The organism is Pseudalkalibacillus sp. Hm43 (assembly GCF_054170705.1).
The window spans coordinates 2188072-2202080 of record NZ_CM135129.1 but is presented as its reverse complement, the minus strand read 5'-3'; the positions used below and the strand labels follow the sequence as shown (position 1 = coordinate 2202080).

Below are 14009 nucleotides of genomic sequence, written 5' to 3'. Positions count from 1 at the left end.
AAGGACGTGCATCCTTTTTACTTTTATAGGAAATCGGACATTTCTACGTTATAATACATTCAGAAGCTGAACGGACTATATTTCAGCTAGGAAGGACTAAATATTCATGCGTAAAGAACCGTCTCAACAAATCGCTCCGAAAGCCCTTTCCGTCTGGAGAATCAGTGGTGCACTCAACAGTTTGTTTTTCCTGGCGGTTTCCATCGGAAGTGTTGTGCTGGTCACACTGACCGACCTTCCTATATGGGTGCCTGTTGTCGTCATCGTGTTATCGATCCTCCTTTCATACATAATGATTCAAGTGGTTCCGAAAATCCGCTATCGAATATGGCGATATGAAGTAAGAGAATATGAAATTGAATTGAAGTTTGGATTATTCATCATTCGAAGAGTGTTGATTCCGATGGTGCGCGTCCAGCATGTGGATACGAAACAGGGACCGTTGTTGCGTCATTACAACCTTTCTTCTGTTACGATCTCTACTGCCGCTACGATCCATGAGATTCCTGCGCTCGATAATGAAACAGCTGATCAAGTCCGGGACTTCATCTCGAATATGGCAAGGGTGACAGAAGAAGATGTTTGAACCGACTCGCCTTCATCCATTAGCAGCTGGATTGTCGTTTCTGAAAATGTTAAGAGAGTGGATCATCCCGTTGGCGATCTTCTTCCTATTCGGTCCAGGGAATGAAACTGGCTTGCCCTGGGTGACGTATGCACCTTTCCTGTTCATCTTCTTTCTTGCCGTCTATGGCTTCATCCATTGGCTCAGATTCACTTATCACATCGAGGGAGAAGAATTGAAGATCGAACACGGTGTATTCATCCGGAAGAAACGGTACATTCCGAAAAAGAGAATCCAATCGATCGATTATACTCAAGGAATCCTACATCGTATTTTTAACGTGGTGAAAGTGAACATTGAAACAGCAGGTGGTGGCGTGGGTGCTGAGGCTTCTCTTTCCGCCATCAACAAATCCGATGCTGATCGTCTCACAGCTCTACTGCGTGACCATGGCACAGGACAAAACGAAGAAGAAGCCGAGGTTCAGCAGACAGAAGAATTGCCTGCATACACCTATACACTCTCCTTGAAAGATTTGATTATTGCGGCTTCAACATCCGGGGGATTGAGTGTAACCCTTCCGCTTGTCGGTACGTTCGGTTCGCAGTTGGATGCGCTCATTCCAGAGGACTTTTATGTCACTGCATTCAATTGGTTGAGCGGTTTCAGCTGGGTCATCATTGCAGCGATGGCATTCTTTTCGGTTTTCATTGCTTGGTTCATATCGTTCATGGGCGTGATTTTGAAATATGCCAATTTCCAGTTGAAGCGATATGAGGACCGGATTGTCATCACAAGAGGTCTGTTAGAGAAGCGAGAGTTGACCTTCCCGTTGCAACGTGTCCAAGGGGTACGGGTCGTGGAGAATGTGTTGCGTCAACCATTCGGATATTCGACTGTCCATGTGGAGAGTGCCGGCGGGGCAGGGCCTGAAGTAGGCGTATCCGCCATGCTTCTCCCGATTATCAAACGGTCCAGATTGAATGATGAGTTGAAGAAGATTTTGCCTGGCTATGAATTGCCGTCCAATATGCATGCATTACCGAAGCGGTCGTTAAGACGCTATCTCATCCGGGCCGTGTTGCCTTCTGTCATCTTGATTCCAGCGTTCTGGTGGCTTCCATCCAACTTGTGGATTCTGCTTCTTTTACCGATAGCCGTTCTCGCCTTATTTGGAATACTTCGTTATAAAGATGGCAAATGGTTGGTCGAGGAAAAAACGTTCTATATGCAATCGCGCTTCTTTTCCAGATCACTGTTGATTACTGAGAAAAGGCGAATGCAAGACTTCGAAGTGATGGAATCCTTCTTCCAAAGACGAAAGCGACTGGCTACCATGAAGACGGCGATTTTGTCAGCAGGTGTAGGTAGAAACTTCCACCTAAAGGATGTCGACTTGAAAGAAAGTCTGGAAGCGTTCGGATGGTACACTCGAGAATCGAATTAAGAAATGTTACGATGAAAGTATTCATGCTCCTATCATAAGGAGCATGTTTCTTTTTACCAAAAATTCTTAAGAAGAAAAAACAGGAATACGATTGATTAGTGCAGAAAGCTATAATACATTTTTCGGAAAAGAGGTCATTCCATGTTTATCGTCCACTCCACGGTCACAGTACCGGAAGGAAAGACAGAAGAGGTCATCGACATCTATCGCAATCGTTCTCGGCAAGTCGACCAGGCGGAGGGGTTCATGTCCTTTGAATTGCTTCAGAATGATAAATCACCTGAGGAATTGACGGTCCAAATCAAGTTCGAAGATAAGAAGAGCTATTTGAATTGGGTGCGGAGTGATGACTTCAAACGGATTCATGAGCTCGAAAAGAAGTATCCAGATAAAGAATTGGCGGGCATTGTCCCGAAGGTCCAGATGTTCAGTGTGGTGGCGGAATGAAAAAGGTCCTGTACCCGCATGTAGTTGACCGAGTCGTAGAAGAGTTATATGACAGATACCCGAATTTGAAAGAGCAGTTCGGTGAAAAAGGAGTTCGTAAATGTCGCGAAGACAACGAGCACCATCTCAGGTACCTGGAAACGTCATATGAATTGGACAATGTACAATTTTTCGTCGATTATGCGCTTTGGTTGAACGGAATCCTGCAAAAACATGGCATGAGTGCTGAGCACCTACGCGTAAACTTTGAGATAATCAAGCAAGTAATGGATAATGATATTGAAGAAGAAAGAAAAGAGCATTATGAAGCTTCTTTGGATGAAGCGTTAAAGGCTTTGAGTACATCTGAGATAAAGACGTCAGAATAATGCAGGCGGTGAGACGATGGAAGCGGATGTCCAAAGGTTTACAAAGTACTTGTTGAATGGTGATGAATTGAGCTGTGAAGACATGATCGATGAATTGCCTGAGAAGGAAAACGTGCTTAGCGTATTTGATTTACTGACGAAATCGATGCAACATATCGGAGAGCTTTGGGAGAATAATGAAGTCTCGGTAGCAGATGAGCACCTTGCGACAGCTACATGCGATTATGTGCTTTCTCAATACCGATACAGGTTCATTACGAGTAAAATAGGGAAGAAAACAGGTCAGAAGGCGATGTTCCTGTGTCTCGAAGATGAGCAGCATTATCTGGGTACAAAGATGATCGCGAGCCTTTTTGAATTTTATGGCTGGGAGGTCCGGTTGTTCGGAGCGAACCTTCCGCTTGAATATGCAGAAACTCAGGCGAAAGAATGGAAGCCGGATTTGATCGGGGTCTCTGTAGCCATTCTTTATCATTTACCGAAATTGAAAGACTACGTTGAAACACTCAGTCGAATTCCAAACGGTCCGACAATGATGGTTGGAGGGCGACTCAGTGGTTTATATGATTTAAGGCAATATTGCAGTGAAGAAACGGTCATCCTTAAAGGTATCGAAGAGGTAAAGACGTGGCTGGAAGCATTAAGTAACGAGGGGATCTCAGATGGCAAACGTAATCAACCTTCCAATTCCATATTTTCAAATCAGTAAGGACTATGAAATCCGAACTCGGTCTCATTTAGCTGAGAAGTTGTTCCCGAATGTAGACGGGTTCCTTGAACTGGTGGATGGAGACAGCATGGAGAAAGCGCAAAAATACCTCCAATTCAAGAGTGATGATACCGAATTCGAGCTCGTCATGAAGACGTTCCAAAATCCTTTTTCATTATTTGAAATCCGTATGTCCTGGAATACAGACAGTACGTGTGAAATCATCTGTTTAGAGAAGAATTCTCACAACGAGAAGTTGTCGAGACAGATCGATCGTCTTCGATCACGTTTACAGAATACGAATTTCGAGCTGTTAGATAAGAAGAATGAATTGGAATCGGCATTACACAGAATCAATGAACTTTCCGGTCCATTCATCTCGCTGACAGATGATGCGGCACTGATTCCGCTTTTCGGTGATCTGACGGACGAAAAGATGGAGCTTATTACACAAAATATCCTCGATAATGCTCATCGAAGGAACCAAGAGCGACTCTACTTCGATTTTACGGGTGTGGGTGATATTACGAAGAAAGGCTTCAAAGAGTTACAGCAGCTGTTCAAAACGTTGTGGTATATGGGGCAGATCGAAGCTATCATTATTGGAATTACACCTCAGCAAGCGGTTGTCCTCAATCATTTGGATACGGAATATCACTTGAGATTTGTTTCGACCTTGAAAGATGCCATCAGTGACCTGGTGAAACATACAAAAACAGGAGCTGGATCTCGATACCGCAGATAGCGGGGATCCGGATGGCTCCTGTTTTTTTAATGGATTATGATCTTCTGAATCGTTTGCCTGTCAGTAGGATCGGTCCTAGAGCGGCACCGCCCACCAAACCGAACAGGTGACCGAGTATGTTGATTCGAGGTGTGACGAAGGTCATGACGAGACTCAGAATCAGGATCGTCAAGACGATTTGTTTGTTTTGTTGGTCGATTAATTCTCTACGTGCGTAGATGATGTATACATAAAGTCCGAACAGGCCGAAGATCGAACCAGACGCACCGATGTGTGAGTAATACGGCCCCTGAAGCATGAGAGTGGCGATATTGGCGACAACACCTGCCCCGAGATAACCGATGATGAATTTGAATTTACCTAGCAGTCGTTCTAATGCAGGACCGAAAAGGTATAATGAAAAGGAATTGAAGAGAAAATGCGGGAAAGCTTCGTGGATGAAGATTGGCGTCACGAGCCTCCAATATTCCCCTGCTGATATGTAAATGTTGATGCCTGCTGTCAGCCTCAATAATGCTGGAAACAGGTTGACCCCTATGAAAAGCAGGATGTGAATCCCGATAATTATGGAGATAATAGGATAAAATCGAATGAATGAACGGAAATTTTCAGTTCGGACAAACATAGCAATCCCTCATTTGCCGGTGGATTTTTTGAAAGTGTTACGTTGTCCATATAGTTTACCATATTCAGATTACCAAGTCTGAATGCGTGATTTTAACAGTATAGAAAGGAGTGGTCCCCTCATGATCGTCGGAATCGGAATCGATATCGTGGAGATAGTTCGGATTGAACATACACATGAACGACAGCAAAAATTTTCTGAGCGTGTTCTTACTGTGGAGGAAAGAAGCTATTTTCAGAAGTTGAAAGGAAGGAAGCAGCTGGAATTTCTTGCAGGTCGGTTCGCGGCGAAAGAAGCGTATGCGAAAGCCGTCGGAACAGGAATTGGGGAGAAGCTGAGCTGGCAGGACGTAGAAATTTTACCAGACGAAAAAGGAAAGCCTGTGTTGAAGGCAACCTCTGACTGGGTGACGCACGTCTCCATCTCACACAGTAAAGAGTACGCAGTTGCGCAAGTAATCCTTGAAAGCTCGTCAAGCTAGTCTGCATATTGCAAGAAGTTGTCTCATATATTTGTAGTGCGGTTAGAGGGAACGCTGATGCATATGTGCAGATGGTCGAGTGGATGCAACCGCCAAAGGTTACGAACAAGGGGGTGTAGATTCAGACAGATGCTTGCATTCACGGATTCAGTTTTTCTCGAACAAATAGCAATCTGATGTGAGTATGCCCCTGGCGGCATGCGCGACACAGACCATCTTATCCTTACGTATGTAACGTCCCTCTTTTGTCATCTATATGAGGCAAAGGAGATGAAAAATTTGAAAAGAGCACTCTCGCTTCTTGTCATTGCACTTCTTATTACGGCTTTAGCAGCTTGTGGATCAAAGAGTCAACAGGATGTACTTTCTGACTTGGAAGGTACGATGAAGAAGATGTCAGGTTATAAAGCGGAAGCAACCATGACGCTGCAAACAGGGGAGCAGCCAATCACCTATGAAATCGAAGTCTGGCACAAGAAACCGAGTTTTTACCGGGTGAGCTTGAAAAATGCCGAAAAAGATCAGAGCCAGATGATCTTGCGCAACAGCGAAGGCGTTTTTGTTCTGACACCTGCGTTGAACAAAAGCTTCCGTTTCCAAAGCGAATGGCCGGAAAACAGCAGCCAAGTGTACTTAATGGAATCTCTGGTTAGTGACATACTGAATGATGATGAGCGTAACTTCAAGGCTGGAGAAAAGGGTTACGTGTTCAATACGAAAACGAATTACCAGAACAAAAATCTTTACCAGCAGGAAATCACGCTTGATAAGTCGAGCTTGATGCCGAGCAAGGTCAAAGTCATGGATAAAGACATGAAAGTGCTGGTGGACGTAAAGTTCAAAAACACGAAAATGAATGCGAAGTTTGATGATGGACAATTTGATATGGAGCGGAACATGGAGGGGGCTCAACTGGAAGTGCCGACAATGGCTTCTTCTGAAGAAAAAGCGTTGACGCCGGTATTCCCGAACTACGTTCCAGAAGGTACGGCTTTATTGAACCAGTTGGCCAATAACGATGGGGACGAAGTCATTCTGACCTATGCGGGTGATCAGTCGTTTACCATCATCCAAAGACAGGCGGTCGTCACTCCAGCAACGAAAATGCTTACGATGGACGAAGGGAACCTCGTTGACCTCGGTTTCGCAGTCGGTGTCTTGAGCGGAAAGACGTTGAGCTGGTCAGTGAATGGAGTCGATTACTACCTGGCTTCCAACGAATTGACCGAGGAAGACATGGCAGCCATCGCTTCATCGATGATGAGTACGCAAGGCAAATAAAAGGTTATAAGGCTGGAAGAATAGATACCACCATTCTTTTCAGCCTGTTTTTTTGAAGTGAAGTGATTGGTACCAGGTACCGATTAGGATCTCAACTGGCGCAAGGGTTTTCGGAAGGTGCCTGGCACCGATCAGGAATCCAGCTGTATCAAGGGGTCGAAATCGGTGCCAGGCACCAACAAAGAATTTACCCGCTTGTGGTGGTTCATGTACAATAGAAGGAAACTAGGTGTAGGAGTCGTTTCGAGCATGCAATTTTACAGAGATACGTGGGTCGAAGTGAATTTGGATTATATCAAAGAAAATTACGTGAATATACAGAACCATCTACAAGGCGGAACGAAAGTGATGGCGATTGTGAAGGCGAATGGGTATGGTCACGGTGCACAACAAGTCGCAAAGCACGTAGTTGAGAGTGGAGTCGATTACCTCGGCGTTGCGCTTCTCGATGAGGCGATTGCGCTGAGAAGCTATGGGATCGAGGTCCCGATCCTGGTTCTAGGATGGGTCGCTCCTGAATATGCTTCTAAAGCCGCGAGGTATGGAATCACCTTGACTGTATTCCAAAATGAATGGCTACAAGCCCTGGAGGAGACCTCTCAGCCTCTCACACTCCATTTGAAGTTTGATACCGGTATGAATCGGCTTGGTATAAATGATGAAAATGAGGCAAAGCTAATCATTAATACAATTAAACAAAATCCGAGTTTGAAGTTAGAAGGGGCTTTTTCGCATTTTGCGACTGCTGATGAACTAGACTCTGAGCTTGTCAATCAACAAATGAGCCGGTTCTCAAACTACCTTTCTCTGATGAAGAAGGAAGGAATCACTCCTGAAATCGTCCATTTCGGCAACAGTGCAGGCGCTATCCGTTTTCCGGAATATGAGCAGCAATATGTCCGTGTAGGCATCTCGCTATACGGCCTTTCGCCATCCGAGGAAATGAAAGAGGTATTGCCGTTTTCTCTGAAACAGGCTTTCTCCTTGCATAGCAGACTGACGCATGTAAAGCAGATTGGTCCTGGCGATACGGTCAGCTACGGGGCGACTTACGAAGCGTCTGAAAAAGAGTGGATCGGGACTGTTCCGATCGGCTATGCAGATGGCTGGCCCCGCCGTTATGCCGATAAAGGCCATGTCCTCGTTGAGGGACATTATTGCAAAATCGTCGGCAGGATTTGTATGGATCAATTGTTGATCAGGCTGCCTTACAAGGTGGATGTAGGTACCAAAGCCACATTGGTCGGTGAGCAGAAAGGTCTTGAAATCACCGTTGATGACATCGCTATGCAAAACGATACGATCAACTATGAAATACCCTGCTTGATCTCTTCAAGAGTGCCGAGAATCTACAAAAAAAATAATGTGATCATTGAAACAATGAATCAAATCCTAAATAATTCGTAATTTATTAAAGGAATTCGGCATAATTTGGCGAATGGATTATACGGAGATGCCTCAAGATGGCTTTGCAATAATGGGTTTCTAATGGTACTATTAATAAGGGATTTTCAGAGAGATCGAAGCAGTTAGCTGGAGGTGGATTTTTGTGTCTGATTTGCACAAAAAGCGAATCGTAATAAGCTTACCGGAGCAACTGATAAAAGAGGTGGACGGAGCGATTATGAACGAGAACTTGAATAGAAGCGAGTTTATTCATCAAGCAACCGAAATGTATCTGCGAGAACGGGAAAGTCGCCATATCCGTGAATCCATGCGTCAAGGATATATGGAAATGGCCAAAATCAACTTGAACATTGCATCAGAAGCCTTTCTTGCCGAGGAGGAAGCTGATCTAACTTTGGACCGCTTAGTAAGCGGGGTGTAATGATTTGATAGTAAAGCGTGGCGACGTTTACTTTGCAGATCTTTCTCCAGTAGTAGGGTCGGAGCAAGGAGGTATCCGGCCGGTATTGATCATACAGAATGATATCGGTAACCGGTTTAGTCCAACAGTGATCGTCGCGGCCATTACAGCCCAGATACAGAAGGCTAAACTACCTACTCATGTTGAAATCAGTGCTAAAAAATACAAATTCGAACGAGATTCAGTTATTTTACTTGAACAAATTCGAACCATCGATAAGCAACGATTAACAGATAAAATCACACATTTAGATGACGAAATGATGAAGAAAGTTGATGACGCTCTACAAATCAGCTTAGGGCTCATTGATTTTTAACATTTTTTAAAGGGTACGGAGCTGCTGAAATAAGCGGCTTTTTTTGTTGTTTAAAAAATTCTCGGAGTGCAGAATGTTTTATGTAGTAAAAAAGATCTGATTAGGAACAAATTTGTTAAAAATGGACTTCGATGTACTCATTTTTACCCCGCATTTCGATTATTTAAACGACGGATGCATTCTTGTTGAAATGTTAAATTGTGGCTCTAAGACCAAAACCGTTGAAAGATTTGGATAATAATGAAATAATATTTTTATGTATGACTATCGAACGAACGGAGGCATAGGGATGAACTCAAACGTATATGAAGTTATGGAACAGAATCGTTCTTCTATTGAAGACGCATGGCAAAATCAAATGTTGAACTTCAGAGAGGACGAGCGTGAACTAACAACAGTTACTAAAGAGGTATTCCTGAATTCGAATACTGAATTTATAAATAGCTTGATGAAACACGTTGTTGAACAACGTGATGAAATTGGATCAGACCTTCAAGATTTTTTTGAAAGGACAGTCCAGATTGGATGGCCGCTCAGTTATGTGACGAAAGGTCTCCAAGTATTCAGACGCATTGGATTGAAGACGATCATCAGCGAGAAAGAAGACATTGATTATGTCATGGATACGTTTGAGGAATTCGATCAATCGATTGATAATCTGTTTGAGTCGATCGTCTCCTTTTCTACCCAAAATTGGCGCAACACTGTGTCGGTACAGAAGAAGGCATTGCTTGAGTTATCTGCACCATTGATTCCGGTGTTTGAACATATCAGTGTGATGCCATTGATTGGAACGATTGATACAGAAAGAGCGAAATTAATCATGGAAAACCTGTTGGACGGTGTAATTGAAAACCGTTCCCAGGTTGTATTGATTGACATAACGGGTGTGCCTGTTGTAGATACAATGGTTGCCCATCATATCATCCAAGCGGCAGAAGCAGTACGTCTGATCGGTTCGAAATGCATCTTGGTAGGGATTCGTCCTGAGATTGCACAGACGATCGTGAACCTAGGGATTGATCTAAGTGATTTCCCAACAAGAAGCACTTTGCTTAAAGGCGTGGAATCCGCTTTAGAAATTACGAATAAAAAAATTGAATCCTTATCCTAGGAGGGCTACGGATGAGAGTACCAATTCTTAAATTACATGAATATCTATTGATTTCCATTCAAGTAGAGCTTGATGATAAGACGGCGCTTCAATTCCAAGAGGACCTGCTTGGAAAAATCCATGATACCGGAGCAAAAGGGATCGTCATCGATCTTACTTCTGTGGATATGGTTGATTCTTTTATCGCAAAGGTATTAGGTGATGTCGTGAAGATGTCAAACTTAATGGGTGCGAAAGTGGTTTTAACGGGAATCCAGCCACCGGTTGCGATTACGTTGATCGATTTAGGCATTAATATGAGAGATGTGCCGACTGCTTTAGATTTAGAACAAGGGTTAGATAAACTTCGACTGGATTTGGAGGGATGAACATGACCGTCCAATCCTGTGTAGATGTCCGGAATGAATGGGATATTGTCAGCGCACGACAACTAGGGAGAGACTTGGCGAGAGAGTTAGGTTTTTCAAGTGTAGATCAAGCAAGAATCACGACAGCGATATCCGAACTTGCCCGAAATATATATCTATATGCAGGGAACGGAAGAATTTGCATTGAACCTATTGAAGAGGGGAACCGCAGAGGGTTGCGCATCAGTGCAAATGATACAGGTCCGGGAATACAGGATATCCGCAAAGTGATGGAAGATGGATATACAACATCAGGTGGACTAGGAGCAGGTCTGCCGGGTGTCAAACGACTCATGGATGAGTTTGCGATACAATCTACAGTGAATGTAGGGACTGAGATATCGATTACGAAATGGCTCCGTTAGGAGGATAAAGCATGTTGGGGGATAAGGGAATCCTAGTAGAGCGATATGAACAATTCTTATCTGCTTACCTAAGTGGAAGAACAGAACAAGCATTATATAAAGCACAGCAGTTCAGTCGAAAGATGATTGAGCAGAACATCTCCCCTGAAGAGGTTATCAATATACACTATACTGTCTTAGAGTCTTTGAATGGGGATATTCCCGAACAGGTTAGGGATTCTTTTGACTTCTTGATTGAAGTGATGATGGGCTATGGTATGGCCTACAGGGAGCACCAGATTTTAAGGGATAAACAGATGGCACTTGAGTCTGAAATCGAGGTTGCTGCGAGTATGCAACAAACCTTGCTTCAAGGAGATATTCCGGATATAGATGGTCTTGAAATTGGCGTCATCAGTAAAGCTGCTAAGAAGATGAGCGGAGATTACTATCACTTTGTCCAAAATGGCCAGGAATCGATCAGTGTTGCAGTTGCAGATGTCATTGGTAAAGGTGTACCTGCTGCTCTCTGTATGTCCATGATCAAATACGCGATGGATAGTTTACCGGAGCAGCAGAACAACCCGAGCTACGTCCTGGAGAATTTGAACAGAGTTGTGGAGCAGAACGTGGACCCGACGATGTTCATCACGATGTTCTATGGTCACTATAATGCAGAGCACCATCGCTTTTTTTATGCAGGTGCCGGTCATGAGCCAGGGTTTTATTACAATGCAAAGACCAATGACTTCGAGGAGTTCATGGCGAAAGGTCTTGTGTTAGGCGTTTCTAGATCGACAAAATATATGCAATATGAGAAGACGGTCGAGATCGGTGACATGATCGTCTTATTATCTGATGGCGTGACAGAGTGTCGGACAAGCAGTGGCTTCATCTCGAGGGAAGAAGTAATTTCATTAATTCGATCATACATGCATTTATCACCACAAGAAATCGTGGACAATGTTTATTCCGACCTGGAGGAATTACAGGAATTTGAATTGAGGGATGATTTTACCTTGATTATTTTGAAAAGGTCGGTTTAAGGTTGTTCCGGAAGTGGTATGGATATAATAATGCATGCCTATATACCAAGGGGGAAGAACAATGAACTTACAAATTCAAAAGGAAGAAACGCAACAACATACAGAAAAATTGATCTTGAACGGAGAAGTGGATGCTTATACTGCTCCGAAACTGAAAGAAACATTAATCCAATCCACTCAAAAGGAAGGACACGAAATCATCGTCAACTTGAGTGGAGTGCAATATATGGACAGTACAGGGCTAGGCGTTTTCGTTGGAGCTTTGAAATCCTCTCAGCAGCACGGCAGTAAATTGACGTTGACCGGTATGACTGAACGCGTACAACGCCTGTTTGAAATTACTGGATTGACAGATGTCATGAACATTGAACCTACAGCAGAGGGGGAGGCGCGATGAGCGATCTAATCGAAATGACGATTCCAGCGAAGCCTGATTTTGTCGGTGTTGCCCGCTTGACAGTTTCAGGTATCGCTAGTCGTATGGGATATACGTTTGATGAAATAGAAGATATCAAGATTGCGGTATCAGAAGCGATTACGAATGCGGTCAATCATGCATATGGTTCTTCTGATGAAGGTAAGATTCGTCTATCTTATGGTATGTTCGAAGATAAACTCGAAATCACTGTTATGGATAAAGGTAAGAGCTTCGATGTCAACAAGATCAAGCAAACGACCGGACCCGTCAATGGAAAACCAGTTGAGCAAATCAACGAAGGAGGGTTGGGGCTTTTCTTGATTGAAACGCTAATGGATAAAGTAGATATTAGCGATGACGCTGGAGTTGTAGTTATGATGACGAAATACCTGAACAGAGATGGGGTGGATGCAAGTGTCGACCAATACAAGCCAGCCCCGTCACAATAAAGACCACATCTATGAATTATTAGAACAATTACGAGAAGATCCTGAAAATCAAGAAGTCCAAACGATTCTGGTAGAGCATTATCAGGACCTGGTACATTCACTTGCTCGTAAATTTTCGAAGGGGAAAAGCATCCACGATGACTTAGTGCAAGTTGGCATGATTGGTCTACTGGCTGCTTTTCGACGTTATGACCCTGATTTCGGAAGAAGTTTCGAGTCGTTTGCCGTACCGACAATCATCGGTGAAATCAAGCGATTCATCCGTGATAAGACTTGGAGCGTCCATGTTCCGAGAAGAATAAAAGAACTGAGCCCTAGGATCAAAAGAGCAGTTGAAGAGCTGACAAATGAACTGCAACGCTCGCCGAAGGTAGCCGAAATCGCAGAATATCTAGATTCTTCAGAGGAAGAAGTCCTTGAAACGATGGAGATGGGCAAGAGTTATCAAGCTTTATCAGTCGATAGCTCAATCGAGGCTGATCAAGAAGGAAGCACCGTAACCTTGTTGGATCTGGTAGGAAGTACAGAAAGCGGATACGAGCAAACGGATCAACGAATGCTTTTACAAAAAGCTTTCGGTGTACTCTCAGAACGAGAACAAGAAATTCTCCAATGTACGTACTTTGAGAATTTAAGCCAGAAAGAGACAGGTAAAAGACTGAACATTTCTCAAATGCACGTATCGAGGCTTCAGCGTAGAGCGCTTGAAAAATTAAAAGATGCGATTCGCGTCGATTCTTCGGAGGCTTTAAATGATTGAGGAGCAATCAGTACATCAAAGAATCGATCTTAGTACATTTCAAAGATCGAAAATAGAGGGACAGTGCAATGGAGACAGCTACTTCACGAAAGAAACGGAGGATTACTTCGTTTGTCTCGTGGCTGATGGTCTCGGCAGTGGTCAAGCTGCGCACGATGCATCGACCAAAGCCGTCCAGGTTGTGGAAGAACACCACGAGCAGGACGTAGAAACGTTGATACAACTGTGCAATGATGCTCTGTCGCAATCGCGGGGTGCTGTACTCACCTTATTCAAAGTCCATTTCAATGAAAAGGTCTTAGAATATTGTGGCATTGGAAATATCCGATTGGTCATTGGGTTACCATCAGGAAAGCTGGTCCATGCGATCCCTAAATCAGGATTCCTTTCTGGTAAGCCGACGAAATTTGATGTGAGACGGATTGAATATCCAGAAGGCTCGATGTTCATCGCTTATTCCGATGGCGTTGATTTGAGCTCTCCTGATAAGCGGAATGTCATGCGCGCTCGAAGCCCGAAAATTGCTGCTAGCTATTTGAAGCAAAAATGTATGGAAACCGTAGACGATATGACATGTGTCATTGGTAAACTGACGTAAAGAGTTTTCTCATCGTAAGGGA

At 43.7% G+C, this 14009-nt stretch carries 20 protein-coding genes; 19 read left to right on the top strand and 1 reads right to left on the bottom strand.

What is annotated here, in order from left to right; translation table 11 throughout:
• The first annotated feature begins 106 nt into the window (after positions 1–106).
• The 6 genes from ACXQIQ_RS11680 (at position 107) to ACXQIQ_RS11655 (ending at position 4281) form a co-directional block, all read left to right on the top strand.
• Positions 107–586 carry a PH domain-containing protein gene (locus ACXQIQ_RS11680; RefSeq protein ID WP_439302334.1) on the top strand — a complete coding sequence of 160 codons (480 nt, stop codon included), beginning with the start codon at positions 107–109 and terminating at the stop codon, positions 584–586.
• Positions 579–2012 (top strand): PH domain-containing protein, encoded by a 1434-nt coding sequence (locus ACXQIQ_RS11675; protein ID WP_439302335.1) that lies wholly within the window; start codon positions 579–581, stop codon positions 2010–2012. The genes ACXQIQ_RS11680 and ACXQIQ_RS11675 overlap by 8 nt, the downstream gene beginning before the upstream one ends.
• A gap of 141 nt (positions 2013–2153) precedes the next feature.
• Positions 2154–2459, top strand: a complete 306-nt coding sequence (locus ACXQIQ_RS11670; RefSeq protein WP_439302336.1) for an antibiotic biosynthesis monooxygenase family protein — start codon at positions 2154–2156, stop codon at positions 2457–2459.
• On the top strand, positions 2456–2827 hold the full coding sequence (locus ACXQIQ_RS11665; RefSeq protein ID WP_439302337.1) for a globin family protein: 372 nt from the start codon (positions 2456–2458) through the stop codon (positions 2825–2827). Before ACXQIQ_RS11670 ends, ACXQIQ_RS11665 begins: the two co-directional genes overlap by 4 nt.
• 16 nt (positions 2828–2843) lie before the next feature.
• Positions 2844–3536 (top strand): cobalamin B12-binding domain-containing protein, encoded by a 693-nt coding sequence (locus ACXQIQ_RS11660; protein WP_439302338.1) that lies wholly within the window; start codon positions 2844–2846, stop codon positions 3534–3536.
• Complete coding sequence (locus ACXQIQ_RS11655; RefSeq protein WP_439302339.1) at positions 3490–4281, top strand: STAS domain-containing protein; 792 nt, start codon at positions 3490–3492, stop codon at positions 4279–4281. Before ACXQIQ_RS11660 ends, ACXQIQ_RS11655 begins: the two co-directional genes overlap by 47 nt.
• 34 nt (positions 4282–4315) lie before the next feature.
• Here ACXQIQ_RS11655 and ACXQIQ_RS11650 read toward each other — a convergent pair whose 3' ends face one another.
• Positions 4316–4906, bottom strand: a complete 591-nt coding sequence (locus ACXQIQ_RS11650) for a rhomboid family intramembrane serine protease (protein ID WP_439302340.1) — start codon at positions 4904–4906, stop codon at positions 4316–4318.
• A gap of 121 nt (positions 4907–5027) precedes the next feature.
• Between ACXQIQ_RS11650 and acpS the strand changes: the two genes are divergently transcribed.
• The 13 genes from acpS (at position 5028) to ACXQIQ_RS11585 (ending at position 13987) form a co-directional block, all read left to right on the top strand.
• Positions 5028–5387 (top strand): holo-ACP synthase, encoded by a 360-nt coding sequence (gene acpS, locus ACXQIQ_RS11645; RefSeq protein WP_439302341.1) that lies wholly within the window; start codon positions 5028–5030, stop codon positions 5385–5387.
• Positions 5388–5657: 270 nt separating this feature from the next.
• The gene (locus ACXQIQ_RS11640) at positions 5658–6668 is read left to right on the top strand and encodes a LolA family protein (RefSeq protein ID WP_439302342.1); all 1011 of its coding nucleotides are present in this window, start codon (positions 5658–5660) and stop codon (positions 6666–6668) included.
• A 249-nt stretch (positions 6669–6917) separates the two neighbouring features.
• Positions 6918–8075 carry an alanine racemase gene (gene alr, locus ACXQIQ_RS11635; protein ID WP_439302352.1) on the top strand — a complete coding sequence of 386 codons (1158 nt, stop codon included), beginning with the start codon at positions 6918–6920 and terminating at the stop codon, positions 8073–8075.
• Between the two features lie 136 nt (positions 8076–8211).
• The gene (locus ACXQIQ_RS11630) at positions 8212–8496 is read left to right on the top strand and encodes a CopG family ribbon-helix-helix protein (protein WP_439302353.1); all 285 of its coding nucleotides are present in this window, start codon (positions 8212–8214) and stop codon (positions 8494–8496) included.
• Positions 8497–8500: 4 nt separating this feature from the next.
• Complete coding sequence (locus ACXQIQ_RS11625) at positions 8501–8851, top strand: type II toxin-antitoxin system PemK/MazF family toxin (RefSeq protein WP_221569017.1); 351 nt, start codon at positions 8501–8503, stop codon at positions 8849–8851.
• 289 nt (positions 8852–9140) lie between these two features.
• Positions 9141–9965: an STAS domain-containing protein gene (locus ACXQIQ_RS11620; protein ID WP_439302343.1), complete on the top strand. Its 825-nt coding sequence runs from the start codon at positions 9141–9143 to the stop codon at positions 9963–9965.
• A gap of 11 nt (positions 9966–9976) precedes the next feature.
• Positions 9977–10333, top strand: coding sequence for an STAS domain-containing protein (locus ACXQIQ_RS11615; protein ID WP_226552216.1), 357 nt, complete (start codon positions 9977–9979; stop codon positions 10331–10333).
• 2 nt (positions 10334–10335) lie between these two features.
• Positions 10336–10737, top strand: coding sequence for an anti-sigma regulatory factor (locus ACXQIQ_RS11610; RefSeq protein ID WP_439302344.1), 402 nt, complete (start codon positions 10336–10338; stop codon positions 10735–10737).
• Positions 10738–10748: 11 nt separating this feature from the next.
• Positions 10749–11762, top strand: a complete 1014-nt coding sequence (locus tag ACXQIQ_RS11605; protein ID WP_439302345.1) for a PP2C family protein-serine/threonine phosphatase — start codon at positions 10749–10751, stop codon at positions 11760–11762.
• A gap of 61 nt (positions 11763–11823) precedes the next feature.
• The gene (locus ACXQIQ_RS11600; RefSeq protein ID WP_439302346.1) at positions 11824–12159 is read left to right on the top strand and encodes an STAS domain-containing protein; all 336 of its coding nucleotides are present in this window, start codon (positions 11824–11826) and stop codon (positions 12157–12159) included.
• Positions 12156–12629, top strand: coding sequence for an anti-sigma B factor RsbW (gene rsbW, locus ACXQIQ_RS11595; protein WP_439302347.1), 474 nt, complete (start codon positions 12156–12158; stop codon positions 12627–12629). The genes ACXQIQ_RS11600 and rsbW overlap by 4 nt, the downstream gene beginning before the upstream one ends.
• 7 nt (positions 12630–12636) lie before the next feature.
• Positions 12637–13389, top strand: coding sequence for an RNA polymerase sigma factor SigB (gene sigB / locus ACXQIQ_RS11590; protein ID WP_439302354.1), 753 nt, complete (start codon positions 12637–12639; stop codon positions 13387–13389).
• Positions 13382–13987, top strand: coding sequence for a PP2C family serine/threonine-protein phosphatase (locus tag ACXQIQ_RS11585; protein ID WP_439302348.1), 606 nt, complete (start codon positions 13382–13384; stop codon positions 13985–13987). Before sigB ends, ACXQIQ_RS11585 begins: the two co-directional genes overlap by 8 nt.
• The last annotated feature ends 22 nt before the right edge of the window (positions 13988–14009 follow it).

Excerpts from the sequence above, each read along its gene's own strand:
- ACXQIQ_RS11680 (WP_439302334.1), top strand. The coding sequence starts at position 107 with ATGCGTAAAGAACCGTCTCAACAAATCGCTCCGAAAGCCCTTTCCGTC.
- ACXQIQ_RS11675 (WP_439302335.1), top strand. The coding sequence starts at position 579 with ATGTTTGAACCGACTCGCCTTCATCCATTAGCAGCTGGATTGTCGTTT.
- ACXQIQ_RS11670 (WP_439302336.1), top strand. The coding sequence starts at position 2,154 with ATGTTTATCGTCCACTCCACGGTCACAGTACCGGAAGGAAAGACAGAA.
- ACXQIQ_RS11665 (WP_439302337.1), top strand. The coding sequence starts at position 2,456 with ATGAAAAAGGTCCTGTACCCGCATGTAGTTGACCGAGTCGTAGAAGAG.
- ACXQIQ_RS11660 (WP_439302338.1), top strand. The coding sequence starts at position 2,844 with ATGGAAGCGGATGTCCAAAGGTTTACAAAGTACTTGTTGAATGGTGAT.
- ACXQIQ_RS11655 (WP_439302339.1), top strand. The coding sequence starts at position 3,490 with ATGGCAAACGTAATCAACCTTCCAATTCCATATTTTCAAATCAGTAAG.
- ACXQIQ_RS11650 (WP_439302340.1), bottom strand. The coding sequence starts at position 4,906 with ATGTTTGTCCGAACTGAAAATTTCCGTTCATTCATTCGATTTTATCCT.
- acpS (WP_439302341.1), top strand. The coding sequence starts at position 5,028 with ATGATCGTCGGAATCGGAATCGATATCGTGGAGATAGTTCGGATTGAA.
- ACXQIQ_RS11640 (WP_439302342.1), top strand. The coding sequence starts at position 5,658 with ATGAAAAATTTGAAAAGAGCACTCTCGCTTCTTGTCATTGCACTTCTT.
- alr (WP_439302352.1), top strand. The coding sequence starts at position 6,918 with ATGCAATTTTACAGAGATACGTGGGTCGAAGTGAATTTGGATTATATC.
- ACXQIQ_RS11620 (WP_439302343.1), top strand. The coding sequence starts at position 9,141 with ATGAACTCAAACGTATATGAAGTTATGGAACAGAATCGTTCTTCTATT.
- ACXQIQ_RS11615 (WP_226552216.1), top strand. The coding sequence starts at position 9,977 with ATGAGAGTACCAATTCTTAAATTACATGAATATCTATTGATTTCCATT.
- ACXQIQ_RS11610 (WP_439302344.1), top strand. The coding sequence starts at position 10,336 with ATGACCGTCCAATCCTGTGTAGATGTCCGGAATGAATGGGATATTGTC.
- ACXQIQ_RS11605 (WP_439302345.1), top strand. The coding sequence starts at position 10,749 with ATGTTGGGGGATAAGGGAATCCTAGTAGAGCGATATGAACAATTCTTA.
- ACXQIQ_RS11600 (WP_439302346.1), top strand. The coding sequence starts at position 11,824 with ATGAACTTACAAATTCAAAAGGAAGAAACGCAACAACATACAGAAAAA.
- rsbW (WP_439302347.1), top strand. The coding sequence starts at position 12,156 with ATGAGCGATCTAATCGAAATGACGATTCCAGCGAAGCCTGATTTTGTC.
- ACXQIQ_RS11585 (WP_439302348.1), top strand. The coding sequence starts at position 13,382 with ATGATTGAGGAGCAATCAGTACATCAAAGAATCGATCTTAGTACATTT.